The sequence below is a fragment of the Sphingobium sp. RSMS genome (genome assembly GCF_005406185.4).
GTDB classification, from domain to species: Bacteria; Pseudomonadota; Alphaproteobacteria; order Sphingomonadales; family Sphingomonadaceae; genus Sphingobium; species Sphingobium fuliginis.
Genome location: NZ_RPFK02000005.1, coordinates 1 through 26,288, shown reverse-complemented (window position 1 = coordinate 26,288; position 26,288 = coordinate 1). Strand labels below are relative to the sequence as shown.

26 protein-coding genes are annotated in these 26,288 nt (G+C 63.8%); 11 read left to right on the top strand and 15 right to left on the bottom strand.

All coding sequences use genetic code 11. The features are described 5' to 3' along the window. Positions 1-147 precede the first annotated feature (147 nt). The 5 genes from EGM87_RS24285 to EGM87_RS24265 all read right to left on the bottom strand — a co-directional run bounded on the left by EGM87_RS24285 (position 148) and on the right by EGM87_RS24265 (position 3,936). Positions 148-369: a hypothetical protein gene (locus EGM87_RS24285; RefSeq protein WP_064567262.1), complete on the bottom strand. Its 222-nt coding sequence runs from the start codon at positions 367-369 to the stop codon at positions 148-150. A gap of 162 nt (positions 370-531) precedes the next feature. Next, positions 532-1,110, bottom strand: coding sequence for a hypothetical protein (locus EGM87_RS24280; protein WP_137709135.1), 579 nt, complete (start codon positions 1,108-1,110; stop codon positions 532-534). Between the two features lie 23 nt (positions 1,111-1,133). Further along, the gene (locus tag EGM87_RS24275) at positions 1,134-1,712 is read right to left on the bottom strand and encodes a recombinase family protein (protein ID WP_137709136.1); all 579 of its coding nucleotides are present in this window, start codon (positions 1,710-1,712) and stop codon (positions 1,134-1,136) included. Between the two features lie 145 nt (positions 1,713-1,857). Then, entirely contained in the window at positions 1,858-2,559 is a 702-nt protein-coding gene (locus EGM87_RS24270; RefSeq protein ID WP_137709137.1) for a DUF2490 domain-containing protein, read from the bottom strand. A gap of 105 nt (positions 2,560-2,664) precedes the next feature. Beyond that, on the bottom strand, positions 2,665-3,936 hold the full coding sequence (locus tag EGM87_RS24265; RefSeq protein ID WP_137709138.1) for a cytochrome P450: 1,272 nt from the start codon (positions 3,934-3,936) through the stop codon (positions 2,665-2,667). Positions 3,937-4,255: 319 nt separating this feature from the next. Here EGM87_RS24265 and EGM87_RS24260 point away from each other — a divergent pair, with 319 nt between their 5' ends. Together EGM87_RS24260 and EGM87_RS24255 are read left to right on the top strand one after the other, a co-directional pair. Then, a complete protein-coding gene (locus EGM87_RS24260; protein ID WP_046406900.1) occupies positions 4,256-4,864 on the top strand; it encodes a cation efflux transmembrane domain-containing protein in 609 nt (202 codons plus the stop codon). Positions 4,865-5,021: 157 nt separating this feature from the next. Beyond that, positions 5,022-5,372, top strand: a complete 351-nt coding sequence (locus EGM87_RS24255; RefSeq protein ID WP_064566544.1) for a PRC-barrel domain-containing protein — start codon at positions 5,022-5,024, stop codon at positions 5,370-5,372. Positions 5,373-5,438: 66 nt separating this feature from the next. Here the strand turns inward: EGM87_RS24255 and EGM87_RS24250 are convergent, their stop codons facing one another. The 5 genes from EGM87_RS24250 to traA all read right to left on the bottom strand — a co-directional run bounded on the left by EGM87_RS24250 (position 5,439) and on the right by traA (position 13,457). Further along, entirely contained in the window at positions 5,439-6,305 is an 867-nt protein-coding gene (locus EGM87_RS24250) for a recombinase family protein (protein ID WP_006953933.1), read from the bottom strand. Between the two features lie 142 nt (positions 6,306-6,447). Then, complete coding sequence (locus tag EGM87_RS24245) at positions 6,448-9,357, bottom strand: Tn3 family transposase (protein WP_048938210.1); 2,910 nt, start codon at positions 9,355-9,357, stop codon at positions 6,448-6,450. A 221-nt stretch (positions 9,358-9,578) separates the two neighbouring features. Next, a complete protein-coding gene (locus EGM87_RS24240) occupies positions 9,579-9,803 on the bottom strand; it encodes a hypothetical protein (protein WP_137709126.1) in 225 nt (74 codons plus the stop codon). Positions 9,804-9,805: 2 nt separating this feature from the next. After that, a complete protein-coding gene (locus EGM87_RS24235) occupies positions 9,806-10,531 on the bottom strand; it encodes a DUF6118 family protein (protein ID WP_137709127.1) in 726 nt (241 codons plus the stop codon). Between the two features lie 10 nt (positions 10,532-10,541). Then, entirely contained in the window at positions 10,542-13,457 is a 2,916-nt protein-coding gene (gene traA / locus EGM87_RS24230; protein WP_137709128.1) for a Ti-type conjugative transfer relaxase TraA, read from the bottom strand. 169 nt (positions 13,458-13,626) lie between these two features. Between traA and EGM87_RS24225 the strand changes: the two genes are divergently transcribed. The 5 genes from EGM87_RS24225 to EGM87_RS24205 are packed head-to-tail and all read left to right on the top strand — an operon-like array spanning position 13,627 to position 16,816. Beyond that, positions 13,627-13,950: a conjugal transfer protein TraD gene (locus EGM87_RS24225; RefSeq protein ID WP_137709129.1), complete on the top strand. Its 324-nt coding sequence runs from the start codon at positions 13,627-13,629 to the stop codon at positions 13,948-13,950. A 19-nt stretch (positions 13,951-13,969) separates the two neighbouring features. Next, the gene (locus EGM87_RS24220; protein ID WP_137709142.1) at positions 13,970-14,197 is read left to right on the top strand and encodes a conjugal transfer protein TraD; all 228 of its coding nucleotides are present in this window, start codon (positions 13,970-13,972) and stop codon (positions 14,195-14,197) included. Beyond that, entirely contained in the window at positions 14,194-14,925 is a 732-nt protein-coding gene (locus tag EGM87_RS24215; RefSeq protein ID WP_137709130.1) for an SIMPL domain-containing protein, read from the top strand. The genes EGM87_RS24220 and EGM87_RS24215 overlap by 4 nt, the downstream gene beginning before the upstream one ends. 41 nt (positions 14,926-14,966) lie before the next feature. Continuing rightward, positions 14,967-15,248, top strand: a complete 282-nt coding sequence (locus EGM87_RS24210; protein WP_137709143.1) for a hypothetical protein — start codon at positions 14,967-14,969, stop codon at positions 15,246-15,248. Then, entirely contained in the window at positions 15,248-16,816 is a 1,569-nt protein-coding gene (locus EGM87_RS24205) for a type IV secretory system conjugative DNA transfer family protein (RefSeq protein ID WP_137709131.1), read from the top strand. Before EGM87_RS24210 ends, EGM87_RS24205 begins: the two co-directional genes overlap by 1 nt. Before the next feature lie 571 nt (positions 16,817-17,387). Here the strand turns inward: EGM87_RS24205 and EGM87_RS24200 are convergent. The 4 genes from EGM87_RS24200 to EGM87_RS24185 form a co-directional block, all read right to left on the bottom strand. Then, the gene (locus EGM87_RS24200; protein WP_137709132.1) at positions 17,388-18,341 is read right to left on the bottom strand and encodes a replication initiator protein A; all 954 of its coding nucleotides are present in this window, start codon (positions 18,339-18,341) and stop codon (positions 17,388-17,390) included. After that, positions 18,338-18,670 (bottom strand): hypothetical protein, encoded by a 333-nt coding sequence (locus tag EGM87_RS24195; RefSeq protein ID WP_253719252.1) that lies wholly within the window; start codon positions 18,668-18,670, stop codon positions 18,338-18,340. The genes EGM87_RS24200 and EGM87_RS24195 overlap by 4 nt, the downstream gene beginning before the upstream one ends. Beyond that, entirely contained in the window at positions 18,667-19,320 is a 654-nt protein-coding gene (locus EGM87_RS24190; protein WP_137709133.1) for a nucleotide-binding protein, read from the bottom strand. Before EGM87_RS24190 ends, EGM87_RS24195 begins: the two co-directional genes overlap by 4 nt. Positions 19,321-19,392: 72 nt before the next feature. Further along, a complete protein-coding gene (locus EGM87_RS24185; RefSeq protein ID WP_137709145.1) occupies positions 19,393-20,028 on the bottom strand; it encodes a SprT family zinc-dependent metalloprotease in 636 nt (211 codons plus the stop codon). A gap of 877 nt (positions 20,029-20,905) precedes the next feature. Here EGM87_RS24185 and EGM87_RS24180 point away from each other — a divergent pair. From EGM87_RS24180 to EGM87_RS24165, 4 genes are all read left to right on the top strand, one after another. After that, positions 20,906-22,771 (top strand): reverse transcriptase/maturase family protein, encoded by a 1,866-nt coding sequence (locus EGM87_RS24180; protein ID WP_066667215.1) that lies wholly within the window; start codon positions 20,906-20,908, stop codon positions 22,769-22,771. A 289-nt stretch (positions 22,772-23,060) separates the two neighbouring features. After that, positions 23,061-23,369 (top strand): HigA family addiction module antitoxin, encoded by a 309-nt coding sequence (locus EGM87_RS24175; RefSeq protein ID WP_137709134.1) that lies wholly within the window; start codon positions 23,061-23,063, stop codon positions 23,367-23,369. Between the two features lie 110 nt (positions 23,370-23,479). After that, the gene (locus tag EGM87_RS24170; protein ID WP_253719248.1) at positions 23,480-25,045 is read left to right on the top strand and encodes an Eco57I restriction-modification methylase domain-containing protein; all 1,566 of its coding nucleotides are present in this window, start codon (positions 23,480-23,482) and stop codon (positions 25,043-25,045) included. Continuing rightward, positions 25,045-25,956 carry a XamI family restriction endonuclease gene (locus tag EGM87_RS24165; protein WP_197495134.1) on the top strand — a complete coding sequence of 304 codons (912 nt, stop codon included), beginning with the start codon at positions 25,045-25,047 and terminating at the stop codon, positions 25,954-25,956. The genes EGM87_RS24170 and EGM87_RS24165 overlap by 1 nt, the downstream gene beginning before the upstream one ends. Before the next feature lie 4 nt (positions 25,957-25,960). On the opposite strand, the gene EGM87_RS24160 is transcribed toward EGM87_RS24165, so the two are convergent. Beyond that, on the bottom strand, positions 25,961-26,122 hold the full coding sequence (locus EGM87_RS24160) for a hypothetical protein (RefSeq protein ID WP_156522481.1): 162 nt from the start codon (positions 26,120-26,122) through the stop codon (positions 25,961-25,963). Positions 26,123-26,288 lie beyond the last annotated feature (166 nt).

Sequence of the window (26,288 nt, the reverse complement as noted above, 5' to 3'; positions counted from 1 at the left end):
AGATGGAGCTGCCCTTAGATGCGCTTCGAATGTGTTTGAGCGCCACGTCAAGGCAAACGGCCGCCGGCACATTCCCCAACCCCCGATGCTCCGCTACCGTAAGGTGGACATGGGCGTCGCCGGGGTAGAGGCGGGTAAGGTGCTCGATCAGATCCGCAACCGTGACGGTGGGCAGCTCCTCATCATCGTCGGGAACGCTCTCGCGCTCTGCTTCGCTATAGCCCCAATACCACGCAAAGCGCTTTTCCCGGTCGCCCTTAACAGGATTCGACCGGCGGGATGCACCTGCGTGAAAGGCGGCGTGACCGCTGCAAACTCCTCGGGATGCAGCTTTCCCAAATCTTCATCGGCGGGTGTGGTGTCGGTCATTCGCGGTCCTTGCTTCCCTTACAGGAAACGGACACCCTCTCGGGGCCGTGTATTCGGTTCACCTAATGCGCTTCGGCAGCTGTGTCGCCTGATGCGCCATGCTCACGCACGATCGATCGCGACACACGGAATAGGCTGGCGAGCTATGCCAGCCCGTCCACTTCATGATACGACTGAAACTCCCGTAGCTTCTGGTTTCCAACGTCCATTGTCCTGGACAAGCCGGAACTTCGCACCATTCGAGCCAAGGTTGCCATAAGTGGCGGTCGCCCAGAAGGTCTGGATGCCAAGTGCATCACGGGATTCCACCTTCACGGTGTAGAGGATGGCATTCGCTCTGGTCGCAACGACGAAAGGAAACGCATCAAATCTGCATTGCGAGGCGGGAACGGCGGGCAATCGCAACATCTGCCCTAGTCGCTCCACCACCCGTGCCGGGGCATCCTTGACGGCTTTGTCGTTCAAGCCCTGCATACCAACGCAAATGGCGCGCTTCTCCTCCATCGGTTGAGCTTGCGCGACTGCTGCATCAAACATCGCATCGATTTGAGCATCTTCCAGCCCGCTGGTGTCCGGACTGCCGGGAAGTGCGATCGTGTTGCCGTAGCTGAAATTGGAGCCAGGTGCTGGCGGTGGAGAGGGCCGTTCCGATATACTTGGTTGCCCTGGGAGCTGCCTGACCGAAGCCGGATTGGCTTCAGGTCCGCATCCCGCAAGCCCAAGAGCCGCAGCGAGAACCACGCCAATCACGCTCCTGGAACAAGTCATACGACCGCCGTCTGCCGCTCACGATGCTCGCGCAACACGCGCTGCACCGTCGATCGCGATACGCGGAACAGGTTGGCGAGCTGGGCAGGGGAGCCGTGGCCGGATTCTGCCTTAGCGATGATCTCGGCGCGCTGCTGACCGGTAAGGCTCGGCCGGCGTCCAAGGTGCCTGCCGGCCTTTCGCGCGTGCGCCAGCCCATTCATGGTCCGCTCGCGGATCATGGCACGCTCGAACTCGGCGAACGCGCCAAGCAGCTGCGTCATCAGCCGACCGGGAGCGGTGGTGGTGTCGATCGCCTCCGTCACCGATCGGAACCCAGCGCCGGCTGCGGTGATCGCCTCAAGGGTGAACAGAAGGTCGCGAAGTGAGCGCGATAGCCGATCGAGCTTCCACACCACGAACACGTCGCCGGCCTTTAACGCGCCGATCGCGCGCGCCAGCTCGGGGCGGTCAGCGCGACCGCCCGATGCTTCCTCCTGGTAGATGGGATCGCACCCGGCATCGCGGAGGGCGCGAAGCTGCGGGTCTATGTCCTGGGAGTCACCTCGGGACACGCGGGCATAGCCGATTTCCATGTGCCTATTCTGACATGGGTTTATGACACCTGCAAACCCTTGAGAAAGCTGGGGGGCGAGCTGGTGTCAAAACCGACCGGTTTTGACCTCTTACAAACCACCTTTCGCGGAACAAGGGCGAAAGCTGCGGACGGCGGGAAGCGGGTTAAAACCTGATTGATAACCTGGTGTTCAGTGCGTGCTCCATCAGGTCGCGAGCCTCGCCATTGAAGCGGTATTGATTCAAGTAGCCGACTTCCGCGTTCACTTTTGCGGTGATCGGAAACAATATCGCAGCCGAATTCCGCATCCGTTCGTGCCCCGCATCCTGGCCGAAATCTGTGGTGTTGAGGTTGAAATAACTCTCGTGCGCCAGTCTGATTTTGAGCATCTCCGTAAGCGGCAGCGTATAGGAAATTTCGGGCCGGACACGGTGGCCGACATCGTTGCCGTCACTCCTAAAGCGCTGTTCGAAGCGCACGCGGCCGGCCAGCTTACCCCGTCCCAGCGCAACGATCGGAAGGCCGATCTCCTGACGCGGACGCCATTCAGTACTGCTAACCTTGCCGTTATCGACAGCGATCACGCGGTTGACGCCGCCGGTCAGTGTCACGCCGTTGGCAATCTCGACGCCAACCGCGGCGAGATACTGACTTTCATAAAGTCCGCCTAGATCGTTGCTGATGCGTTGGTTGCTCTCAAGCTCCAGCTTGACGCCTTCGGATAGCACGGTCGAAGCGTTGATCTCTATCCACAGTTGCTCGTCCCGCTTCTGAGCGAACGCTGGCATGGCCAAGAAGCTGATCGCGAGGGCGGCGGTGAACGGCGACCGCACATACCTACCCAACTCGGTATCAATAAAGATCATGGTCGATGTCGCTCCGGCGCGCGTCCGATCGGGCCTCTTCCCATATCCGTGACGCTTGCTGTCGAAGCGGCGGTTATCACCTAAGGCTTTACCCAATCGCCCTTGTTATAGAATGTGTCTTGGATCCGTTGTCGCGGCCCGAACGTCACGAATTATCATGCCGCTATGCGGGAGCGCCGGTAAACGGGACCAAGCGATGCCGAGGTCCTGCTCGGGCACATCGTAGGTGATTTCCGCCGATAAGAAGCGGACTGCAACCTTCATCAGCTCGACCGTGACCGGCTCGCCCGGGCAGCGATGATGAATGCGCGCGTCACCGCCGCCCTGGGGAATGAAGCCGAAGGCGCCACCATCATCCTCTTGGAAGCGTCCCGGACGGAACTCGTCCGGCCCCGACCAGGTGCGCGCATCGCGATCGGTGCCGAACAGGTCGAGCATCGCGCGCCGCCCCTTCGGGAAGTGCATGCCTCGCCACGTGAACCCGGTGCGCACGCGCGCCGCCACGGCCGGGAAGAATGGGTAGAAGCGCCGCACCTCTTGAACAAACGCATCCAGGTCGGTGTCATCGCCGGCGCGGAAGCGTGCCCTCCACTCGGGGTGCAGGTGAAGCGCGTGCGCGGCGAACGTGATGAAGACCGCCACCGCGACTGTTGGCCGCAGCACGTTCAGGAGTTCGACCGCCGCGATGCGGAGCGGTAAGGGCTGCCCTCCAAGATCGCGGTGCGAGGCGATCGCGCCGAGGGCGGACCCTGGCGGCGTCTCGATGCGAGAGACGCGGGCGTCGTGGATGAGATTAGACAGCCAGCGCTCGGCGCGGCGGCGGGCCAAGCGCGAGCGCAAATGCCGAGGGCCGATGCTCGCCGCAGCATCGAACATGGCTACGAGCTGCCGGGTTCGACGGCGCACTTCGGTTTCGGCGAGCGGCACGCCCGCCCAGGCGCACACGGCGCGCGCAAGAGGCTCGTGTAGCGCATCGTATAGCACGATCTCGCTCCTAGAGCGCCATCGGGTCGCGGCGACGGCAAGCTCCTCGCCAAATCGAGCGCCGAGCGCCGCCACCCGGTCCTGGGTCATCAGCGATACGAACAACGCCTTGCGGTGGCGGTGTTCCTCGCCATCCAGTCCCTGAACGCCGCCCTTGCCGAGCAGCGTCGCCCGGACCGGCTCGGGCATCGCGCCCTGACGCGCGAACCGCGCCTCGTCGTAGAAGAGCTCGGCGGCATCGGAGCCGCTCATGCAGATGGTCGGCCGGAGCAGAAGGCGGGTTTGGAAGGCGTCGGACCCGAACCGGCGACACCGTGTCGCGATGTAGCGGTACGGATCGCGCAGCAATCGAGCCGTCGCGTCGAGGGTCGGTTCTTGGGGCATCTTCGTCATGCTCGTCTCCCCGCGTCCGGGCGTCACGATGTGCGGTCCATCGGTCGTCGGAAAAATTAAATCACTGCTCCTGCAACCGCGCCGCCACATCCGTCAAGTTGAAAGCCGGCTACAGGATCGGCTGAAAGCTTGATCGCACCTGAGTAAAAAGGACAGACCGAACGATGGCGCCCGACGTTGGTCGGCGAGCTTGCCTCATAAGCCGCACTCTGATGCCGGCTATGACACTTCGCAATCCGCAGGGAAACTTGATACCCCGCCGTCAATTCAACGTTTTCGTCGGCGCCCTCGCACTGCTGACGCTCGAGGAGATTATAGGATGGCTGCCGCTACCGATCGTCAAGCACCGGACGAACGACGCACGCTCTGGATCGTACTGCTGCTGAACGTCGCCATCGCGGCGGGCTTCTTCGCCGCCGGGTTCTTTGCGGACTCGAGCGCCCTGATCGCGAACGGCGTGGACAACCTGTCGGACACGGCCGTGTACGCGCTCAGTCTCATAGCGCTCAGCCACGGGCAGACCTGGAAGAGGCGCGCCGCGACCGCGTCGGGCGTCATGCTGCTGATTTTCGCCGGCGGCATCCTGATCGACGTCGGCCGCCGCTATATCCAGGGCAGCGAACCGATCGGGCCGACGATGATGGTCATGTCGGCGGTTGCCGGCGTCGTGAACTACATCTGCCTGCGGCTGCTTCAGCGGCTGAAGCAGAAGGACGTGAACCTCCGCGCCGCCACCACCTTCAGCTTCAACGACTTCATCTCGAACGGGGGCATCCTGATCGCCGGCGTGCTGGTGTTTTGGCTTGGAAGCAACTGGCCCGACCTGCTGGTCGGGCTCGCGACCGCCCTCATCGCGATCAAGGGCGGCATCGAAATCCTGCGCGACGCACGCGCTGAAACCAAGAACGACGAGGGCAGGACATCATGACCGGCTCTGTTGCGTAGATCGGCGCAGGCGCTCGTCGGATAGTTAGATAGCGACACACCCAAGAGCGATGCACCGGGTTCGCAATCCGTCCGGCTGCAACCGTTCGGTCGGATACCCTGCCGGGCTCCTTCGTTCTGGCCAAGGAAGGAGAATTTGCATGGCTGACAACAACGTGGAAACCGACGAAACCGATCGTCTGATCGCCTCCAACAAAGTCGAAGGCACCGCCGTCTATGACCGTGAGGGCAACAAGCTCGGCTCGGTCTATAACTTCATGGTCGATAAGCGGTCGGGCAAGGCGGAATATGCCGTCATGTCGTTCGGCGGCTTCCTGGGCATGGGCGACGACTATCACCCACTCCCCTGGGATCAGCTCACCTACGACACCGACAAGGGCGGCTATGTCGTCAATCTGACCAAGGAACAGCTTGAAGGCGGCCCGCGCTACAGCGCCGGCAACGAGCCGGCATTCGATCGCGACTATGGCCGCCAAGTCTATGGCTATTAGGCCCAGTCGGCCCGAAGCTGCGATTTTGGCCAGGTTGAAGAACGAACACTGAACGCTTGATTGATTCTACCAGGACCGTTGCTGACCACCGACCTCGTAGATATCGGCTTCCATGGAGCAATTGTAGCTCTCTGCGATGTTGAACATCTCGGAGAGGAGGCTTTGGATTTCCTCATCAAGGGAAATGCCATCCGGATCGGGGTCATAGGCGACGGTCAGTTTGTAATCACAATTGCCGTTTTTTACCATGGCGTAGTCGCGTTCCAGCATCGCCTCAATCCGCTCCCGAGCGGGTTTTCTACCTCTTCCACGCTTGTTGAAGTTCTCGATAATCAGATGCAGGGCGATGCTGGCAGTGGGCGGCTTTTCCGGCAGTTTGGTCTGTGACGGAATAATGTCGAGCGCCCGATAGACGGTCATTCGTGAGACCTTCAGGTCGCGGGCAACGCGGGCCTTGCTGGCGCCGGCGGCAAGGCGACGGCGGATTTCATCGTCATCGACGTTCTTCTTCCGGCCTTTGTAAACGCCTTCGGCGCGCGCCGCTTCGATCCCGGCGCGCTGACGATCCTTGATGAACTTCAGCTCCATATCGGCGACCATGCCGAGTATGGTGATGACCATTCGCCCCATGTCGCCCGCCGTCGTCACCTCTGGCTCAAGGATGCGCAGCGAAGCTCCCTTTTCATCAAGCTCATGCACCAGGTTCAGGACATCGCGCGTGGAGCGGCCGAGCCGGTCGAGCCGCAGCACGACCAGCTCGTCGCCGGTGTGCATAAACTGCATGATCGTTTCCAGTTCCGTGCGCCCGCTCCGCGAGGCCCCCGATCCGGTCTCGGAACGGATAATTTCGCAACCTGCATTCTTGAGGCGGCCAATCTGGATATCCAGATCCTGGTCCGTGGTGCTGACGCGGGCATATCCGATACGAGCCAAGTGCAAAATCCGTCACATTAGGGTGGCTCTTGCAGTGTATCGTCACATTGAGCGCAAACCCACCCTTTTGTGACAGACGAATGGTGTCACTCGGCCCTATCACTCTGGGGTGTACCCAAATGTTATAGGCCGATCAGCCGCCTCACGCTGCAAGCCGTCCAAAATCAATCCGGTCGTTCAGGTCGAGGTCGAAGCGGCCATAAGGGTTCACATGACTGTAGATCAACGGCGTGAGACCACGATAATCTTCCGGCGTCATCCGCCCCGCCCACTTCGGCTCAACCAGTACGGTCTGAAGCATGCGGGTGTTCACATACACCAGCGACGCTTGCAGGAGGTGTAGCGCCAGAACGGAGATTTCCTGCTCATGGATGCGGTTGGTGGCGATCTCGCCGCCCTTGCCGAAGAACACGAAACCATTAGCGCCGTTCCAGTTCTCAACCACATTCAGCCCTTCGTGGATCTCGCGGCGGAATGCCTCCTGACGCAAATACCGGCATAGGAAGATTGTTTTGACCGCGCGGCCGAGTTCACTCAGCGCCTTGTAGGTCGGGTGCATCACTTCGGCTCTGGCAAACCGGAGCAGGATCGCTTCCGGATCGGCGGTGCGCGATTGCATGGCAGCGGCATATTTGACCATTTCGTCATATTGTTGCTCGATCTCGTCCCAGTCGATCGGGCTGGAGAGGATCGGCAGTAAATTGGAAAGCCGCGTGCGCATGCCGGCTTGGGGAAGGGCCAGTTTCTGGCGTGCCACTGCTTTCAGCCGCGGGGCAAGCTCAAATCCAAGGAGTCGGCAGAACGCAAAGCCGACTGCGCTCTGGCCGTGGCTATCGACGTACTGGCGCTGGATTTCCATGTCGGTGCAATGGCGTAGCACGCCTTCGATCATGGAGGCGACCTCCGAGGAAGAGCACCGCTTGAGCTGGGAATAAACGCAGGTCGCGCGCTTCTCCACATGCCAGTAGATCATGACGCCACGGCCGCCATAGCGGGCGTGCCATTCCGTCATCAGGTTGCGGTCCCACGCGCCGAACTTCGTTGAATCGGACGCGCATGCCGTGCCCGCATCTCCCCATACTGCGGCATTGCGGATTGCCAGTGTCGCGTTTGCTACCCGCGCGCACGCCTCCCTCAGCGCTGGCGCGTGGATGAAACGGCGATGGACATGCAGCAATTCCTCGTAACTGACATCGGGTGTTGCGCCAGCGACCCGCTTGAGCCCGGCGTTCGTGCCCAAGCCATAGAGACACAGCAAAAGACGCTGAGCCAAGGCTGCTTTCGACAGGGTAACCCGCGAGGCCGACGTTTCGAAAGCATCCATCAATCCCGTGTCCAGAGCAGCCTCTTTCAACACGTCCAGCAGTCCGGTCATCGGCCAGCGCTGACCGATCTCGCTTTTGATCGAAGCGAGACCCTTCGGTTCGGGCAAGGGCTTGAACGGTGTAATCGATATCCGGTTGTCGCCGCGCCACAGGAGCCGGACCTTGTCGTTTTGTGGAATATTGGCATTGAGGAGCAACAGTTCCCGTTCAAGCTCCTCCCGGATCGAGGCGCAAAACGCCTGCGCATCTGGCGTCAGGCTGAGGCCGGAATAGTACGCATCTCGCCTGATCTCGAAGTCCTTGGGAAGATCGTCATCGGGATTGCGATAGCGATCCGCCCCGACCACCCAGATTTCTTTGGAGCGGATGCGGTCGCGCAGTTGCGTCAGGACGCAAAGCTCATAGCTGATCCGGTTTACCCGCCCATCGTCATCAATGACGGAACTGCGCCATCGCGCTGGAATCACCTCATCGATCGGAACATCCTGCAATGGCACGAAGCGGCATCCGCCATCCACCTTGCTCCTGATCCAGTCGAGGGCCGCCAGGACCGGCCGCCACACCGCGTTGTTCGACCGGAACTCAAGTACGGAAAGCAGGCTTGGCAGCATGCGCCGGTAATGATTGGCCCAGGAACCACGCATCACCTTGTAGATGCGCCGGTCCAGAGCGCCCTTCGCATGGCTCTCCTTGACGATCGCCGCCAGCTTGGCCTTACCGGCGATCGGGAAAATGACATCGCAGATGCGCCCCGATGGTTCATTGATCGAGGCGCTGGCGATCTCGACCAGCAGGCGCTCCTTTCCATAGACCCGCTCGATGTCTTTCGCGATATCGCCCACCACCTTGCGTTTCGAGCGCGTTCCGATCTTGTGAACGGTTTCGATCAGCAGGTCGATCATCGCGTCAGTGAGTTGCGCCTCCCGCGACATTAGATAAATCGCATAAAGGCCGAGCTGTCGCGCCGGCGCATGCCGGCGCATCTCCGAGGCCTTTTCACCGGCAACGCGGCGAACAATCTGATCGACCCATGGCTTGCCCGTAGCCGTCAGGAGATCATGGGGAAGATCAAGTCTCTGGATAAAGGCGAGTTTCTCGGTCACGTCGAGAATGTTGTCGAGCGTTGCCTGTCCGGCGTCACCCTTCATCCTGTTGAATCCGGTCGAGCTGTCCGGATCGGCAAGCGAGGCTTCCAATAACGCCACCGCATCTGACGAAAGCCGATCACTGGTTCCGATCAGCCAGGTGTCCAGATAATCTTGCCGTTGTGAGCGAACGACACGTTCAAGCTCCTTGCGCGACGGCCCATAAATACGCCGGTCCCGGCACCACAGGAAAACATGCTCAAGCATGGCATTGATCGACTGGCCGCCCGGGCACAGCTCGCCAGCAATCCATTCCGTCAATTGCGCGCGATCCACCCGCTTCATGCGGTGATATCCAAGATGGATCAGGATCTCCGCACAATGCCGTCGTGCTGTCCGACTGGAAAAGTCATAACCGGCTATCTCGCCAGCCTCGACACCGAGTTGCTCGGCCAGATACGAGAGGCCATCGGTAGGGATTGAGCCGGGATCGATCGCGAAAAACCCCAGGGAAGCGAAGAATTTCAGCTGCGCGGCGAGGCCAAGGCGCGTCAGGGCCGGCTTCGAATTTACAAAATCAATATCGGCAAAGCTCAGGCTCCATCGTCCGATCAAATCCCCGCCCGGAATACTCCGATCCATCAACCCACTCCCTATGATGGAGCGAACTGTCCTCTTCTATGATTTCCATCGTCAATACCGAATGCCACGTTCCCAAAACGTTCTCCGACTTGGCCAAAATCGCAGCTTGGGGCCGACTGGGCCTATTACGGATCGAGCTACAATTACTGAGCTGGTGGGCGGCGGTTTAAGCCGCCGCCTGCCATGCATCTAATCGTGCGGGGTTCTGCCCACGCGGTATGTTACTCGCCTGACGGTCGGTCGCGAGTGAGCCGATCAAGAACGGCTTCCTGTTCCGGGGTCAGTGCGTTGCCGTCCTGCATCGGCTGCGCACCGGCAGTGGCGTCGATCGCGCCCTGAAGATGGCAGGCTGCGGCGCTCGCTCCCTCTCCCGCTTTGTCGAGCAATGCCAGCGCCATCCTCATCAGGTTGGTCGCGGTGGCAATCTCTTTCGCTTTGTCGATCATGCCTATCTCCCGCGAAGCTGGGGGCGCTCCGCCTCGATCACGATTGTGCATCGCGTTGGCTTCGCTGCTGTGGCCGCTTTGCGGCATCGCTCGATCACCTCTCGATTCGCGGTCACGACCTTGTCGCCAGCGACGATTGCCCGCCAGTTTTCAGGAGCGGCAATGTTCATCATCTGCTGCCCCGCATCCCACATCGGGCGGTCGAGCGTCCGCGCCGCCATGCGCTCGGGCCATTGCCAACTCGTCGGCGCGATCTCGCGCGCGACAAGGCCGGGCAGAGTCGCCCATGCGAGGATGCCGAGCGCCAGCCCGCCCAACCCGAACCATAGCTGCCGGTTCTTCTGCTCGGCCCGCGTCCATGCGGACCCGGCGAGGGTGCGAAGCTCGGCCATGACACGGGCCTTGTCCTCGCCCGCCTTGGCGAGCGCCGCCTGATCCTCGCGCCTAGCGGCAGCTCCGGCTGCGACGATGCGTTGCGTCATCTGCTCGGGCGTCATCGCCAGCGCCGGCGCTGTTTTCAGGAACTGACCGATGCGCCCGAGATTTTCGGCCGCCGTGTTCGCGTCGCGCTGTAACTCGCCCAACGTCTCGGTATAGTCGGGCACGTCGATCGCGCCGCGCTCGGCCGCCAAGCCCTCCACGGCGCGGCGCAACAGCGCCAGCTCGCCGCGCATGGCCTCAAACGCCTCGGCCGCGTCTGCTCCGCCCTGGTCGTCCTCGTCCGCCACCTGTCCCCCCTTACCGGCTCATGCCACGGTCGCGGTCACGCCCGATGCTGAGCGACCGCGCCAGCTCCTGCCCGATTGACCGGCTCCGCTCCATTTTCAGTTCCAACTCGGGCATGCGGCGACGCAGCGCGGATTCGAGCTGCGGGTCGCGATGCAGCCCGCCCGCGATGCCCTCCATGCGCTTGCCGAGTTTTTCCGCGCCCGCGCGGTCGCCGGCACGCTCCATGCTGGCGACCGCCTCCTTCATGCCCTGCCACTGCTCCACGAACCGGCTCGCGCGCTTCTCCGGGTCCATGCGGACCTGGCGCTCGGTTTCCATCGCCTTCGCCGCGCCGCCCGTATTGCCCTCGGCCGCGTCGCGCGCGAGACGGGGATCGCGCTCGATCGCGCTGGCAAGGTCGCGCGCGGCATAGGGTCGGGTCGCGTCCAGCGCCTCACCGGCGCGCCGCAACGCGCTCTCTTGGTGCGCCAGCACCGGCAATCCCTGCGCGCGTATCCGCTCCATATCGGCTGCGGCTCGCCCATAGCGTTCGATCGCGCGGGCCTGCGAGGGCGCCAGCGGCCGATCGGCCGTGACGCGCTCCGGCGACGTCGCTTTCTCAGGTGCCGGCTTCGGCCGGAACCCGGCGAACATGCCCTTGGCCTTGTCGCGGACCTTCTCCGCCACCTGACGCGCGCGTTCCGAGAACCGGATCTCGCGCCGCTCGGCGAACGCACGCGCTTGGTCCTGCGCGGGGACCGCATAGTCGCCCGCCATGTCCTTGCCCCGGTCGCGCGACAGCGTGCGGACGAGCTGGCGCTGATCGGCGAAGTCGTCGCGGCCGTAATGGAGCTGCACCCCGTCGCGGTGCCGCGTCATGCCGACATAGGCGCTGTGCCGGTCCATGCCGGGGGTGGCGAGGATGTGCGCGCGATCGACCGTCACGCCCTGCGACTTGTGGAACGTCGCCGCATAGCCATGATCGACCGCCGCATAGTCCTTGGTGTCGAACGCGACGCGCGCGCCGCTGTCGAGCCGAACCTTCATGCCCTCGGCCGATACCTGCTCGATCGTACCGAGCGTGCCGTTCTTCACCCCCAGCGACCGCTCGTTCCGCAGGAACATCAAGCGGTCGCCGCTCGCGAACTGGCGCGTCCCTCGATCGGCGCTGAACGTCACGTCGTTGCCAAGGTCGCCGGTCGCGCGAAGCCGCCCGCGCGCCTCCTCGTTCAGCTCGCGAACCTCGGCGTTGGTGTGGGTGAGGATGACACGGGATTTGTCCGGCTCGGCCTGACGCGCGCGATCCCAGCCGTCCACCAGCTCGCCCCGCGCCTGCTCGCGCGTGTCGGCCGCGTGAACCATGCCCTTGCCGTCATATGCATGGATCGCCTCGCCGGTGCGCCCCGTGGCGAGCGCGCGCGTCGCGTTGCGCTGGCAGTCCTCGCGTTGCCGGCGTATCTCGGTGATCTCGGCCGCGCCGTGCCGCTCGGTGACGCTGCGGAACGCCGCCCCCGCCTCGATCGCCTGCAACTGCTCGGGGTCGCCGACCATCACGACCTTGGCCCCGGCATCGCGCGCCTGGCTCAACACGCGCTCCATCTGGCGCGAGCCGATCATCCCCGCCTCGTCCACCACCAGCACGTCCTTGGGGCCTAGCTGCTCGCGCCCCTGCCCCCATGCGTGTTCAAGGCTGGCGATGGTGCGCGACGCGATCCCCGATCCCGCCTCGAGGTTTTCGGCCGCGATGCCGGAAAGGGCCGCGCCGCGAACGGTGTAGCCCGCCTGCTCCCATCCATCGCGCGCGACGCCCAACATGGCGGATTTGCCGGTGCCGGCATAGCCGATCACATTGGCGATGCCGCTTGGCCCGGTTATATGCTCCAGCGCGGCTCGCTGCTCGTCTCCGAGCACGAGTCCTTCACTCCCGGCAGCGGCGCTCGCTCTGCTCAGCATCGCGGCCGGGAGACCATGATCCCTCCGCGCCGCCAGCTCGTCTCCAGCACGCTCAAGCCGTGCTTCGGTCGCGATCATCTCGCGGGACGTGAACCGCTCCTGGTCGCGCCCATCCTTCCCCAATGCGACCAGCTCGGGGCTGGCGCGCACCGCCCCCATCACTTGGTCGAACTGCTCCTTGCCGTCGCTATGCCGGAACGCGAACGTCGCAAGGTCGCGGGTGGTGAACGTGGCCTGCTGCCGCGTGATCGCGTCCAACGCGACATTGGGATTGGCGATGATCCGCTCACCGTTCTCGCGGGCGATGCGCGTGTGATCCTCGATCCGCTCCGCCTCAAGCCCTTGGCTTGGTCGCCGTGATGCTGCGGGTCCGATCTTGTGCTGCGGCTCCAGCCCGATCCCCTGCGCCTCATAGGAGCGATGATCGATCCGACCCTCAAGCCCAAGCTCGGCCATGCGCTCATTGACGTGCGCGCTCCACGCTTCGCGCCAGTCCTTTAACAGCTCGGTCGAGTTCCAGTCGCGGTTCTTCTTTCCGAACCCCTCCGGCCCTACGTCGCGCATCGTCATCATGACATGCGCGTGCGGCTTGGGCGTGCCGTCCTTCGCCTTGTCCCAATGCACGTTCAGGTCCGCGACCATCCCGCGATCGACAAACTGCTTCTTCACGAAATCGCGGGCGAGCTGGACGCCCTGCTTCTCGTTCATCTCGCGCGGAATCGAGAACTCCACCTCGCGGGCAAGCTGCGCGTCCTTGCGCTTCTCGCCTGCCTCCACCTCGTTCCACAGCGTCGTGCGATCGTTTAAACGCTCCGGCGCGCCTTCCGGCAACATCACCTCGGAGTGGATGACGCCCGCCTTGTTCGAGAAATCGTGATCGCGGTTGAGTCGGTCGTCGTGCAGCTCGGATGCGGAACGATAGGCGGCGCTCGCAACGGCGCTCGATCCGTTCGCGCGGCTCACAACCTTGGCGGAGAAATGGTAGATCGCCATGACGCCTGCGATACTGCCTTACTTAGCGCACGTCGGCAACGACGTATAAGCGCGCACTCATCGTTCGCTTTGCTCCCGCTGATCGACTGTAGTGCGTTCCCGTTATAGGTTGCCTGCTCGTTCCTGTTTGCTAGGCTGTGGTGAACCTGACGCGGAAGGAGAGAGCGCCATGCGCAAGGTGCGCGACTATGACGCGGAATTGAAGGCGCTGGAGAGCCGCGCCAAGGCGATCAAGGCGCGTCGTATCGAACAGCTCGGCCAGCTCGTTACCGCAACCGGGGCCGATGCGCTCGACATGGAAACACTCGCCGGCGCGCTGCTCGATGCCGTCGCCTCGCAGAACGCGGAAGCGAAGGAGGCGTGGCGCGCGAAGGGCTCCGCTTTCTTTCAGCGGCGCGGGCGCAAAGGTGGCCGGACTGCTGGCGACAACAGCGACGGCGGGAATGCGCAACCGGGCGCTGATCCAGCGTCTGGAAGCGGCGCGGCGTCGTAACGATACGCGGGACTGGGTCGTGCAACGCCGCGAACGCACCCGTCACCTGATCGAGCTGGGCGGCCTCGTCCAGAAAGCCGGCCTGGTCGAACTCGCCGAGGACGATCGCGCGACGATCTACGGCGCGCTGCTGGAGCTGGTCGGCCGCGCTCGCGGCGGCGAGGCCGGCGACACGCTCGCGCTCTGGAAGCGGCGCGGCAAACGAGCATTCGATGCAGAAAGCAATGTAGAGGAGCGACTGCCTTGAGGAAGATTTTGTGGGCCTTGCCGCTCTGCGTCATCATCGCCGGTTGCGATCGTAGTCCGGCCGATCCGCACGGCCTTGAAAGCGGCGAAACATTGCTGACGGTCACGGGCACAGGACGCACCGAGGCTGCGCCCGACCAAGCGCTGTTCACCGCCGGCCTGTCGAGCGTGGCGGCCGATGCGAGAAGCGCCAGCGCGAAAAACGCCGAAGCTATGAGCCGGATCACGGCCGCCCTTGCCCGACTGAACGTGCCCGCGCGCGATATCCAGACCCGCAGCCTGTCGGTCAATCGCGTGGACTACGGTCCCAACAAGGGCCGCTTCGAGGCGAGCAACACCCTGACCGTGCGGATGCGGGACACGGCGCGGGTGGGCGAGGCGATCGCTGCTGTCACCGATGCTGGCGCGAACATCGTCTCTGGTCCAAACCTCTCGATCGCCGATCCTGAGAAGGCGAACCTGAGCGGCTATGACGCTGCCTACAAGGCCGCGCGCGCCAAGGCGGAAGCTTACGCCAACGCTGCCGGGCTGCGCATCGGCCGCGTGCTTGCGATCCATGATGGCGGCCAAGGCGGCTACATGCCGCAGGTAGCGGAGATGGATGCCCGTATGGCCGGGCCGCCGCCGATTGTCGCGCCACCGGCTCCTGAACAAGCACCTCCGGTAATGACAGGAACCAACGCCGGGATGGTGACAGTGCGCGTGAATTTTGCGTTGGAGCCCAAATAGCCGACTTGCCGCCAGCCTGGGGAAAGGATGAAGCCGTGACGATGACCTTCGACCTCGACGCGATCCGCCGGGAAGTCCGCGCGCTGGAGTTCGAGCGCGGCTTCCCCGCTGACGTGGCGGAATGGCGCGAAGCCGATGCCGAATCCCGCGCCAACCTTGCGATCGAGGGCATGACGCTGAGCGCGGACGAGGAGGCGTTGTTCGACATGCTGCGCGACGAGGCGGTGCCCCCTGCCCTCGCCACGCAAATCATCCTCAAGTTGCTCGACCATCCCGATGCCGATCCGGTGCTGGCGATCACGCCGCTGGAACGGGCCTGCTGATGCCGGGGCCGCTCATCGGCGGGCGTCGGCCGATCAGCTGGCGGCTCGCGATCGTCGTCTCGTTTGTCGCGGCCTATGCGACCGCGCGGTGGCTGGAAGGCATCTTCGGCGTCGGGCAGATTTCCGGCATCGTGTCGTTCCTGGTCCTGGTCGGACTGATCGGCGCGACCTGGTGGATCAACAGCCGCGCCGGCAATCGCCGGAACGAGCTGCTGGGCTCGGCGCGCTTCGGCGACCGCGCCGACGTGCGCAAGCTGGAGGCGAATGGAGATCTCCTGATCGGCCGCGCCAAGGAATCCGGCAAGCTGCTGCGCTATGACGGCGCGGCGCACCTGCTGACGATCGCACCCACCCGATCGGGCAAGGGCGTCGGCACGATCATCCCCAACCTGCTCCTGCTTGACCGCTCCGTGGTCTGCATCGACCCCAAAGGCGAGAATGCCCGCGTCACGGCCCGTGCGAGGGCGAGGAAGGGCCTGGTGTGGTGCCTGGACCCCTTCGGCGTCTCCGGGCGTCCTGCGGCCCGCTACAACCCTCTGGCGCAGCTCGACCCGGCGAGCCCGGACCTGGCGGAAGATGCACAGACGATCGCCGATGCGCTGGTTCACGATGCGCCGGGACAATCGGGCGAGGCGCACTGGAACGAGGAAGCCAAGGCGCTGATCGCCGGCGTGATCCTGCACACCGTCATCCACGAGGCTCCGGCCCGCGCCACGCTTGCCACAGTGCGCGACAAGCTTACCCGCGATCCCGCCGCCTTCGCCGCGCTGCTGGCAGACATGCAGGCCAGCACCGGCGCGCACGGGCTGATCGCGCGCGCCGCCAACCGCCAGCTCGGCAAGTCCGATCGGGAAGCGGCGGGCGTTCTGTCCTCGGCGCAGCGCCACACCCACTTCCTCGACAGCCCACGCCTGGTCGAAAACACCTCGGCCTCCGATTTCCGGTTCGCCGACCTGAAGGAGCGGCCCGGCACCGTGTTCCTGTGCCTGCCACCGGATCGACTCGATACCTATGCGCGGTGGCTGCGGCTCCTGGTCGCGCAGGCCGTCACCGACATGGCGCGCTCCCCTGCCCGGCCGGAACGCCCGGTGCTGTTCCTGCTCGATGAGTTCGCCGCCCTCGGCCGCCTCGAGCCGGTGGAGCGCGCGATGGGGCTGATGGCCGGCTATGGCCTCCAGCTCTGGCCGATCCTCCAGGACATGCACCAGCTCCGCGCCCTCTATGGCGAGCGCGCCGGCACGTTCCTGTCCAATGCCGGCGTGATCCAGACGTTCGGCGTCAACGATCATGCGACGGCCGATATGCTCTCGCGCACGATTGGAGACACGACACTGGAATATGCGACCCTCAGCACGTCGCGGGGCACGGGCTGGGGCGACAATCGCGCCGGCCCTTCGGAAAGCGTCAGCACGCATGTCACGGCGCGGCGGCTCGTTACGCCCGATGAAATCATGCGAATGCCCGCCGACACGCTCCTGTTGCTGCGCCAAGGTGAACGCCCGCTCTGGGCCGGCAAGGTCCGCTATTATGACCAGCGCGAGTTCGCCGGCCTGTTCGATCCAGCCTGATCGCACACACCCGATCCTGGAAGATCGAACGGGGAGCTTTGGGGTAACGCCTCATCCCTCTCCGCTGGCGAAACGCTGAAAGGCACACACCGCCGGTTTCGCCTGGCTTCTCCCGGAAGCCCTGCGGCCGATAGGCCGCTCTGGTGACGGCGATAGCCGGCACGGATCGAAGGAGCATTGGCCGGAGGCCAATTCCGCTTTGCCCTTTCAGGCTGCGGGTTCGGTTGAGTCCTGACCGTTAAAAGATTCTGTTAAATAGGAATCGTTAAACAAGTTAAGCCGCTCAAAAAGCAGAATCTCTCTTTGGCTATCAGCTACTTACTGACCCACCCGGTGGGTGAAACCCCGTGATTCGGTGTGTGATACCCCGATAGTGTGGTGGGTGAAACCCCGACGCCAGGGTGGGTGAAACCCCGAGACTCCAGAGCCGGAATGGCGCCTTCCGCGCTAGTTATCCACAGCGTGGCTGGCGGCTCGGGCGCCGACCGAAGCATGTCAGGGTTCATGCGGCATCGCTGGCCGGTGGGTGATCCCCCCATAGTTAGACCTGCGGTGTGTGATACCCCGATAGTCAGCGCCGGCCGGCAAGCCGGTCCATGTGCGCATCGACTTCCTCGGCCCGCTTGCGCTCGGCGTCGAAACGGGCGCGCCGTTCCTCCTCGGCGCGCATCCTCTCGGCGAGCGCCAGTGCCTCGGCCTCGCCTCGGAGCCTGAACAACACGGCCGGGCTTTTGTCCGTCGTCTCGGTCAACTCCATCGCATAGTCTGGGAGTTGGTCGGCCTCGATCACCCGCCGGAGCATCCGGTTGAACTCCTTGGGCTGGGCGTCGCTGCCGGTCTTGTCGCGAAGCACCTCTACCCGGCACGTCCACCCGCCGCGCTGCGTGCCGGCGTGCTTGCGCGCGATACGATAAAGCGCCCGCTCCAGCCCCCCGGAGAGCAGGAAATAGTCGGGGTGCATGGTAAGCAACGACTTCTCGTTGACGATGCCCTCATAGACCCAATCCGAGAGGGTTAGCGTCATGCCGCGCGGCTGCTCCGTCTCGGCGTCCGTGTCGAAGGTCCAGCTGTCGAGCCAGTTGAAGCCGGCCTTCTGCCGGCGCTTCGTCGCACGAATCGAGGTTGTGATGGAGGTCGTTTGCAGCCGGAGCAGCGCGGCTTGCAGCTCCTGATAGTCCCTGCCCCCTGTGCTCCGCTTGATTGCCCGCAACAGGTCGTAGGGCGTGGTCGTCAGCGTGCGGGGCAAATCGTTCAAGCCCTGCTGCTTCATGCGGTTGAGCGTCGACGCTGCCCATATCAGGATATCGGCGTCCCATATGGTCGCCATGCCATAATCGGGGATCGCCTGGACACGCACCCACGCCTCGCCGTCCGGGCTCTTATACTCGATCGGCTTCAACCGCTTGCGCTTTTGGAGCGAGAAGAACGGGCGCTCCATGACCTCCCGCTGGTCCTTGAGCGGAAGATCGCCGAGCGCCGGAATGAACAGGTCGAACTCGGGATTGGGATCGCGCCGCTTGCTCACGGCGCGAACCTGGTGTGCCCCCGCTGGACCAGATACTGGCGCAGCAACCGCTCGGTGATGACGGTAAGGGGCTCCCCACCCTCCTCCACGCTGAGTTGGCGCAGCGTGCGGTGCATGTCCTCGGGGATGTGGATCAGCACCGGCTTCTTGCCGGGATGGCTGCTGCGCCGGGCGGGTGCTGCCGGGGCCGGTGTATCGGCCGCGCGCCGCGACCGACGCGGAGCGGCAGGCTGCGGCTCGGGAGTTGCATCGGCAACGGGCGCCGGTGCCGATGCCTCGGGCTCATCATCGAAGATGCCGGCGAGCGCGGAAGTTTTCTTCGCCATCATCCAACCTCGCTTACTTGCTTAATCGTAAAGCCGCTTAGTCGCTTAGCCTCGTCATAGGCGGCACGCAACTCGGCTGCCGCCTTGCTGTCCGGGTCCGTCTCGGCCGCTGTTCTGCCGAGTGGCGTCGCCTTGTAGAAATCCTTGCGGAAGTGGAGGCGGCTGTCGAACATCGTCACGCCCTTCGCCGCGAAGCCGGCATGGGCCTCCTGCCCCTCCCCGCCCTGATGCGGAACCTGGGTCAGGATGACGGCAAACGGCGTGCCTGCCTGCTGCACCTGCTTGACGGTCTGCAACACCGAATGAACGTCCAGCCCTCGCGGCGCGACAGGGATGATGACGAAATCCGCCTGCTCGGCTGCGAGCATTGCAATGTCCTTGGAGTTCGCCGGCGTGTCGATGATGATGAGGTCGATCTTGCCGCTGCTGCGCCCGCGCGAGACGTGAAGCGGCAGGCCGGCGACGCTGCTGTCCTTCACCATCACGTCATCATCGTCACGGCGTTCGGACCAGTAGAGCGCCGATCCCTGGCGATCGTCGGCATCGAGGATGACGACGGACGCCCCCTCCCGCGCCGCTTCGACGGCAAATCCGGTTGAAAGGGTGGTTTTGGATTGCCCGCCCTTTTGCGCGATGACGGCCCATACTTGCATAGCTGCTGCTCCTACTAAGCGGCTAAGCGACTTATGGAGCTTATACGCTTAGTCGTAAAGGACCTTAGTCGCTTAGTCCTGGCCCTCAACGTCCTCATAGGCATCGAGCGGATCGTGAACCATTGGGCCGTGTCCCTCGGACGGGCACAAGGGCGCGCCGGCCGACTCCAGCCATTTGCGCGCGGTCCTCACCGTATAGCCGCACGTCGCGCACTCGCACTTGAGCATCCGCGTCGCCTGCTTCTTTGGCCGCGTCGTCTCGCCGCCGGTGTCGAGCCGGGCATGGGGGAGAGGGCCGGCTGCGGCAAGGATCGGAGCAACCGCGGAAAGGAAGCCACCGCCGGGTGTGGTGGCGCGCATAGGCCCGACCAACCCAAGCCCGACCGCGATACGTTTAAACGCCTTCCCATGCCCGGCCGCGATCCCGACTGCCGCGTGGACCAGTTCGTGTGCGAGGATGGCCGCGATCTGCGCCGGCATCGCGTCGGGAGCGTGTGCCAGGTCCGGGCGGATGAAGATTTCAAAATGGCCGTCGCCGCTGCATCGGTTATCCCAGCACTCGCCGATCGCCTTGCCCTTCGCACCCCGGCTCGTGAAGCCGATCGCGACGCGCACGCGAGAGGGAAGGGGAGCGCCCAGCCCTTCAAATAGAGGGGCCATGCCGACCGCCACGCGGTTCAGCCAGCTCTCGCGATTGTCCTGTTCCATGATCCTGCTCCCTTCAAAATCGCCCTTGGGCGATGGCGTCGGCCATCGGCCCTGCCTCGTGGCGAACAGCGGGGGGTGAGGGGGCAGCGGGAATCTGCCGGGGTGGTGCGGGCGCAGGCACAGCCGAGCCACGGCCCGGCTGATTGCCGTTGCTGGGAGAGGGGGGCAGCGCCCCACTTTCCCTCCCAGTCGAACCAGCGTCGCCGGCATCGCCGGCGCCACCTGGCGGGCCTGCCCGCCCGCGCGAGCGATCGTCACCCGCATGGGGGTGCGCCGTTGTGGCGCGAAGAAGAAAGGAGTGTTCGAATGAACTGAGCTTATTGGCATAGCTCATGCCTGACCGACTTACCGGTGCCGGTGATGAATCGGCTGAGACCCCGAAAGGGGAACGGGACCATAGCATGTCGGGGCATGGATCGAAGTTAGGCGCCGCAGCCTGACGGCTGACCAGCAGGCAAGATGCGTATGGTGAAGACTGGATTGTCTGAATCCCAGTTTCCAACGACCACTAGGTAGGTGACGGTGAACGCGGCTGACACACCGTCTCGAGCGGAGCGAGGAGCACGTCCCAGTGAATCGCTGCCAATCCGTTCGGCGTGGCCCCGGTCAGGGGATCAAGGAAACGAATGGGGCACCTAACCGCATCGCGACTCCTCACTCGCGCAACTGCGGGATCGCCTAAACAGGACGGCTCGCCGGACCTGCATGGCGACGGAGCCGTCATAGTAGTCAAACGCCCGGTGTAATGGCCGGGACAGCCGCCGCAAGGCGGACAGGACAGCGGTATAAGCGGGAGCGATCCTTGTCGAAATCCGCTGCGTCCGGGCGAAGGACGGCAGTTCTGTAAACTCGATGGATCAATGGAAAGGGACTGCTGATGCAGACCGCTACTATCCTGAGACGGATCGAGAAGCTTCCGGCCCTGTCGCGGGCGGGCAAGCGGATCAACGGTCTCAACCGCCTCATGCGGTCCCGCTGCTTATATGAGCGGGCTTATGACAGAGTATCCCGAAATCGGGGTGCGATGACGCCGGGAGTAGACGGACAGACCTTCGACGGCATGACGCTGGCGAGGCTCGACCGTCTGGTTCAAAGCGTGGCGGAAGGCCGTTACCGCCCTCGTCCAGTGCGACGGGTCTATATCCCCAAGGGCAATGGTAAAATGCGCCCATTGGGTATCCCAACGGCGGATGATCGCATCGTTCAGGAGGCGGCGAGAATGGTCCTCGCGGCGATCTATGAACCTGTGTTCTCGAAACACAGTCATGGGTTCCGCGCGGGTCACTCCTGTCACACGGCTCTCGAAGAGATCCGTAAAACCTGGACGGGCGTGAAATGGCTGATCGAGGTGGATGTCCGCGGGTTCTTCGACAACATCGACCATGACATCCTGCTCGGCCTCTTGGCCCGGCGGATCGATGATCCAGTGTTCATCGATCTGATCGGGACAATGCTCAAGGCCGGGTGCATGGACGACTGGAAGTTCGAGCGGACCTATAGCGGCACCCCACAGGGCGGGGTTATCTCGCCCCTGCTCGCCAACATCTATCTCCATGAACTTGACGAGTTCATGGAGTCGATGCGGCGGGGCTTCAACAAAGGCGACAGACGGCGGGCGAACCCCGCGTATGTTGCCTGCTCTCAGCAAATCGCCGCTCTCCGCAAGGAGATCGATGCAGTCCGTGCCGATGGTGCGGGCGATGGCGAGGTTCGCGTCCGACTGGCGCGGATCGAAGCTGTCAAACAGGATCGGCGGAAACTCTCTTCCGTCGATGACATGGACCCCAACTTCCGCCGCCTGCTCTATTGTCGCTACGCTGACGACTTCCTCGTCGGCGTGATCGGCAGCAAGGCGGACGCTGTCCGGATCATGGCCGATATACAGCGCTTCCTCGCTGATCGGCTCAATCTGGCGGTGTCACCGGAGAAAACCGGGGTTCGCGATGCATCGAAGGGATCGCCGTTCCTAGGCTTCCATGTATGCGCCTTCACGTTGCGCTCCGCCGGAACAATGGCGGGGCGGCAAAAGACCGGCGGCGGAACGCGTAGCGTTCTTCGTCGGCCGACGAGGGGGAATATCAAGCTGTGGGTGCCACGGGATCGGGTCTATGCGTTCTGCAGGCGCAAAAAGCTCGGCAACCTCGACATGAGGAATGGTCGGGTGCGCCCGCAGCTCATGGAATCCAGTGTGGCGGAGATCATCGTAGCCTACAACTCGGAGTTCCGAGGCTTCGCGAACTACTATGCGATCGCCGATGGCGTGAAAGCGTCACTCGACAAGTTGGAACTGGTCATGCTCAGGAGCCTCTTCGCGACTGTGGCATGCCGGCGACGCTCGACGAGGCGGCAAGCCGAGGAATATCTGAAGATGGGGTCGGATCACGGGATTACGACCGTGGTCCGGGGCGAGCCGCGCGTCCATAAGGTGTGGAAACTGAAGCATCTGATCGTGAAGACGTGGGATAACCCCATCGTCGACACCATCACGGTAGGCTCTCGCCTTGCGCAGAGTCCGAACGATCTGGTCACGCGTCTTAGTGCCGAGCAATGCGAGGCATGTGGCGATACCGATGGTCCGTTCGAGATGCATCATCCCAATCGCTTAAAGGACAAGCGGCGCGACCAACTGACGCCGTGGGTGCAATCGGCACGACGGCGCAGGACAATCGCCCTGTGCCGAAAGTGTCACGTTGCCCATCATGGCGGCCGGATGCCCAGCGGAATGGAGAGCCGTGTGCATTGAAAGGTGCAAGCACGGTTCGGGGGGAGGCGCTGGGGCGTCCTCGAAAGAGGCGTCTCGCGTCTACCCTACCGAGACGCGCTCGCGCGGCTCGATCGGAGCGGAGCGGAGATAGAGCGCGACCCACGGGCGCGCTCAGTTGATATAAGTCGCTTAGTGGCTTAGTAGCTTAATAGGCCGACAACACGGCAGGTCTTCGGGCATATGCGAACAGAGAGAGAACGAAGGTGCTTGTAAAGCGTCTCTTTACAGGGCACAGAGTCGACGCACTGCACCGCTGCCCGGGGGAGGTATGAACGCCACGATCGTAAGTCCCACCCATCCGGGCGCTTTCGTTCGGGACAAGGTAGTGGAGCCGCTGGGTCTGTCGGTCACGGACGCCGCGCACGCCCTTGGGGTGACGCGGCCTGCGCTGTCCGCGCTCCTCAACGGCCGCGCGCAGCTATCGCCGGAAATGGCGTTGAGGATCGAGAAAGCGTTCGGCGTCTCGGTCGAGACGCTCATGCGGCTGCAGAACAGGTTCGACATTGCTCAAATCCGCAAGCGGGCAGGGGATATTCACGTTCCCCGCTACCGATCCGCTGCGGGCGGTAGGCGTTAAGGGGAAAGTCTATGCCAACCGCGCCCACATCAAGCGCGCTACTTCAAGTGACAGGGGGGCAAGGCGACCTCTGGAACGAGTTCGCCAGCGTATTCCCAACGGAGCGGGCTTTGGCGTCGACCGCTATCGCGCTCGGAGCCGACATGCTTGGGGCGTTCACGCCTCAGGAACGGGCTCTTGTCGCCACCGCAACGAAGGCACCGGCGCGCCCGATCCTCAACGCGCTGGTCGAGCTGATCCGCGACGGGCATGATCCGCTCGGGGATGCCTTTTGCGCGCTAAGGACGCCCGCCTTGCGCCGCGAGAATGGTGCAACCTACACCCCGGCTCCGATCGTCCAAACGATGGTCGACTGGGCGTCGGCCGGCACCCCGACGCGCGTTGTCGACCCTGGCGTCGGGTCCGCGCGCTTCCTCATGCGAGCGGCGGCGGCCTTTCCGAAAGCCGAGCTGGTCGGGATCGACATTGACCCGCTCGCGGCCCTTGTTGCGCGCGCCAACCTAGCCGCGATCGGTGCGGCGGGTCGCGCGCGCATCGTGCTCGGTGATTACCGACGCTTTGACGAGTCGACCACGGGCCGGACGCTCTACATCGGCAATCCGCCCTATGTTCGGCATCATCAGATTCCGCCGAAGTGGAAGGAGTGGCTGTTCACCGAAGCCGCGAGCATTGGCTTGCCCGCAAGCAAGCTCGCCGGCCTGCATGTCTATTTCTACCTGGCAACCGTCCTCAAGGCGAAGCCAAAGGACTACGGCGCTTTCATCACCGCGTCCGAGTGGCTGGACGTGAACTATGGCGCGCTCGTTCGCAGCCTGATCCTCAACCAGCTCGGCGGGCAAAGCGTCACGGTGATCGAGCCGACCGCGCAGCCCTTTCCCGATGCCGCAACCACGGCGGCGATCACGACCTTCGAGATCGGGGCAAAACCCAAGTCGGTGTTCTTCCGCCGGGTCGATAACCTCGGCGACCTCGACACCCTCGGCAAGGGTCGCAAGGTCCATCGCGATCGGCTTGCCGTCGAAGCGCGCTGGTCCTTCCTCACGCACGAAACGCAAAAAGCGCCGGAAGGCTATGTCGAGCTGGGCGAGCTGTGCCGCGTCCACCGCGGCACGGTCACCGGCGCGAACGATGTGTGGATCGCGGGCGAGCATAGCGCCGGCCTGCCGGACTCGGTGCTGTTCCCGACCGTCACCCGCGCGCGTGACGTGCTCGATGCCGCTGGCATCCTCGCCGACCCGGCGAAGCTGCGCCGGGTTATCGACCTGCCGCCGGACCTGGACGAACTCGACACGTCCGAACGCAACGCGGTGAAGCGGTTCCTCAAGGTCGCGCGCCAGATGGGCGCGAACAAGGGCTATGTCGCCAGCCATCGAAAGGCGTGGTGGTCGGTCGGGCTGCGGCGGGCGGCCCCGATCATTTCGACCTATATGGCGCGCCGACCGCCGGCGTTCGTGATGAATCAGGTCGATGCCCGGCACATCAACATTGCGCACGGGCTCTATCCTCGCGACACCATGAGCGAGCCGGTAAAGCAGGCGCTGGTCGATTTTCTCCAGAGCAACATTTCCCAGCGCTCCGGTCGCACCTATGCCGGTGGTCTGACGAAGTTCGAGCCGCGCGAGATGGAGCGATTGATGGTGCCTGGTCCCGCGCTACTCGCTGCCGGAGTGGCCTGATGATTGATCCGCCGCATTGGACCTCCGACCAGCTCGAAGCCGACCGCCTGAAATCCAGCGCCGCCTTCTCTAAGGAAAGATTGGAGGAGCCGCTGGAGGACTATTTGGAGGCGTTCGACGTTTACCAAGGCCACGTCGAGGAGCTGCTGGAAGCGACCGTCGACCTGTCCGACCTGGATACGCCGGCGCTCGATGTGCTCGGCGATCCGCGCCTGCTTGAAGTGTTCCGCTACCTAGCGGCCCCGCCGATCTCGTCCGACGACTACAAGGTCTTGGCCGACGTCCGCTCCTTCTCGCGATCACAGCTCGACCGCTCGCCGGCTGCTGTTCAACGCTTGCTCGCCGTTGTGCGACAGGTGCTCGATCGTCGGCGCTTCGCCTGGGTGGTGGAAGGGCGCGAGCCGACCGAAGCGGAGCGTAGCGCCGCCGTGATGGCCTCGGCCGCGCTGATGGCGGCGAGCCGCACGCAAACCGGACGGCGCACTAAGGGGAAGGACCAACAGGAAGGGGCGGTGAAGGCTGCGCTGCGTGAGCTGGGCTTCACCGAAGTCGCCTCCCGCTCCATCCCGAACATCTCGCACGCGCCGGGGCCGGGTGAGTTCTGCGGTGAAAGCCGGCTCGGGACGCGGAAGGGCGACATCATCGTCCGCCTGTGGGACCAGCGGGTCATGCCGATCGAATGCAAGGTGTCCAACTCGTCGACCAACTCGGTCAAGCGCCTCAACAATGACGCGGCGGTGAAGGCGGCGAGCTGGAAGGTCGATTTCGGACTCCGGCAAGTCGTGCCGACCGCCATGCTGAGCGGGGTCTATAAGCTGCACAACCTGATCGACGCCCAAGAACGGGGCCTGACGATCTTCTGGGCTCACGACCTCAAGGCAATGACGGACTGGATCGCCGCGACCAGGTAGGGGGCTATTTCCGCTTGGCGGTGTAGCCTTCCCACATTTCCTCAAACAGCTTTCGCAGGCTCACCTTGCGGCGGGCGGCCTCGTCCTTCACGGCCGCCGCCATTTCCGGGGAGAGGCTGATCCCCACGATCTGGCGATTGCGCTGCGGTTCGGGTTGCTTTGCCATAGCGCCCTTGTCGACAAGTCGACCGCGCGCGTCAAACCGGAAGCTGCATCCGCGCGATCGGCGCGCTGTCCGCCTAACCGAAAGATCTTCGCGCGCCGGCCGAAGGCCAGGCTCAGGGTTGGGTGGGTGGGACAAAGACGAGGCCGCCCAAGGCGGCCTCAATCCT

Excerpts from the sequence above, each read along its gene's own strand:
- EGM87_RS24195 (WP_253719252.1), bottom strand. The coding sequence starts at position 18,670 with ATGATGGCGAAGAAAACTTCCGCGCTCGCCGGCATCTTCGATGATGAG.
- EGM87_RS24270 (WP_137709137.1), bottom strand. The coding sequence starts at position 2,559 with ATGATCTTTATTGATACCGAGTTGGGTAGGTATGTGCGGTCGCCGTTC.
- EGM87_RS24180 (WP_066667215.1), top strand. The coding sequence starts at position 20,906 with ATGCAGACCGCTACTATCCTGAGACGGATCGAGAAGCTTCCGGCCCTG.
- EGM87_RS24190 (WP_137709133.1), bottom strand. The coding sequence starts at position 19,320 with ATGCAAGTATGGGCCGTCATCGCGCAAAAGGGCGGGCAATCCAAAACC.
- EGM87_RS24160 (WP_156522481.1), bottom strand. The coding sequence starts at position 26,122 with ATGGCAAAGCAACCCGAACCGCAGCGCAATCGCCAGATCGTGGGGATC.
- EGM87_RS24260 (WP_046406900.1), top strand. The coding sequence starts at position 4,256 with ATGGCTGCCGCTACCGATCGTCAAGCACCGGACGAACGACGCACGCTC.
- EGM87_RS24285 (WP_064567262.1), bottom strand. The coding sequence starts at position 369 with ATGACCGACACCACACCCGCCGATGAAGATTTGGGAAAGCTGCATCCC.
- EGM87_RS24205 (WP_137709131.1), top strand. The coding sequence starts at position 15,248 with ATGCCGGGGCCGCTCATCGGCGGGCGTCGGCCGATCAGCTGGCGGCTC.
- EGM87_RS24185 (WP_137709145.1), bottom strand. The coding sequence starts at position 20,028 with ATGGAACAGGACAATCGCGAGAGCTGGCTGAACCGCGTGGCGGTCGGC.
- EGM87_RS24255 (WP_064566544.1), top strand. The coding sequence starts at position 5,022 with ATGGCTGACAACAACGTGGAAACCGACGAAACCGATCGTCTGATCGCC.
- EGM87_RS24210 (WP_137709143.1), top strand. The coding sequence starts at position 14,967 with ATGACCTTCGACCTCGACGCGATCCGCCGGGAAGTCCGCGCGCTGGAG.
- traA (WP_137709128.1), bottom strand. The coding sequence starts at position 13,457 with ATGGCGATCTACCATTTCTCCGCCAAGGTTGTGAGCCGCGCGAACGGA.
- EGM87_RS24165 (WP_197495134.1), top strand. The coding sequence starts at position 25,045 with ATGATTGATCCGCCGCATTGGACCTCCGACCAGCTCGAAGCCGACCGC.
- EGM87_RS24240 (WP_137709126.1), bottom strand. The coding sequence starts at position 9,803 with ATGATCGACAAAGCGAAAGAGATTGCCACCGCGACCAACCTGATGAGG.
- EGM87_RS24265 (WP_137709138.1), bottom strand. The coding sequence starts at position 3,936 with ATGACGAAGATGCCCCAAGAACCGACCCTCGACGCGACGGCTCGATTG.
- EGM87_RS24245 (WP_048938210.1), bottom strand. The coding sequence starts at position 9,357 with ATGGATCGGAGTATTCCGGGCGGGGATTTGATCGGACGATGGAGCCTG.
- EGM87_RS24175 (WP_137709134.1), top strand. The coding sequence starts at position 23,061 with ATGAACGCCACGATCGTAAGTCCCACCCATCCGGGCGCTTTCGTTCGG.
- EGM87_RS24225 (WP_137709129.1), top strand. The coding sequence starts at position 13,627 with ATGCGCAAGGTGCGCGACTATGACGCGGAATTGAAGGCGCTGGAGAGC.
- EGM87_RS24275 (WP_137709136.1), bottom strand. The coding sequence starts at position 1,712 with ATGGAAATCGGCTATGCCCGCGTGTCCCGAGGTGACTCCCAGGACATA.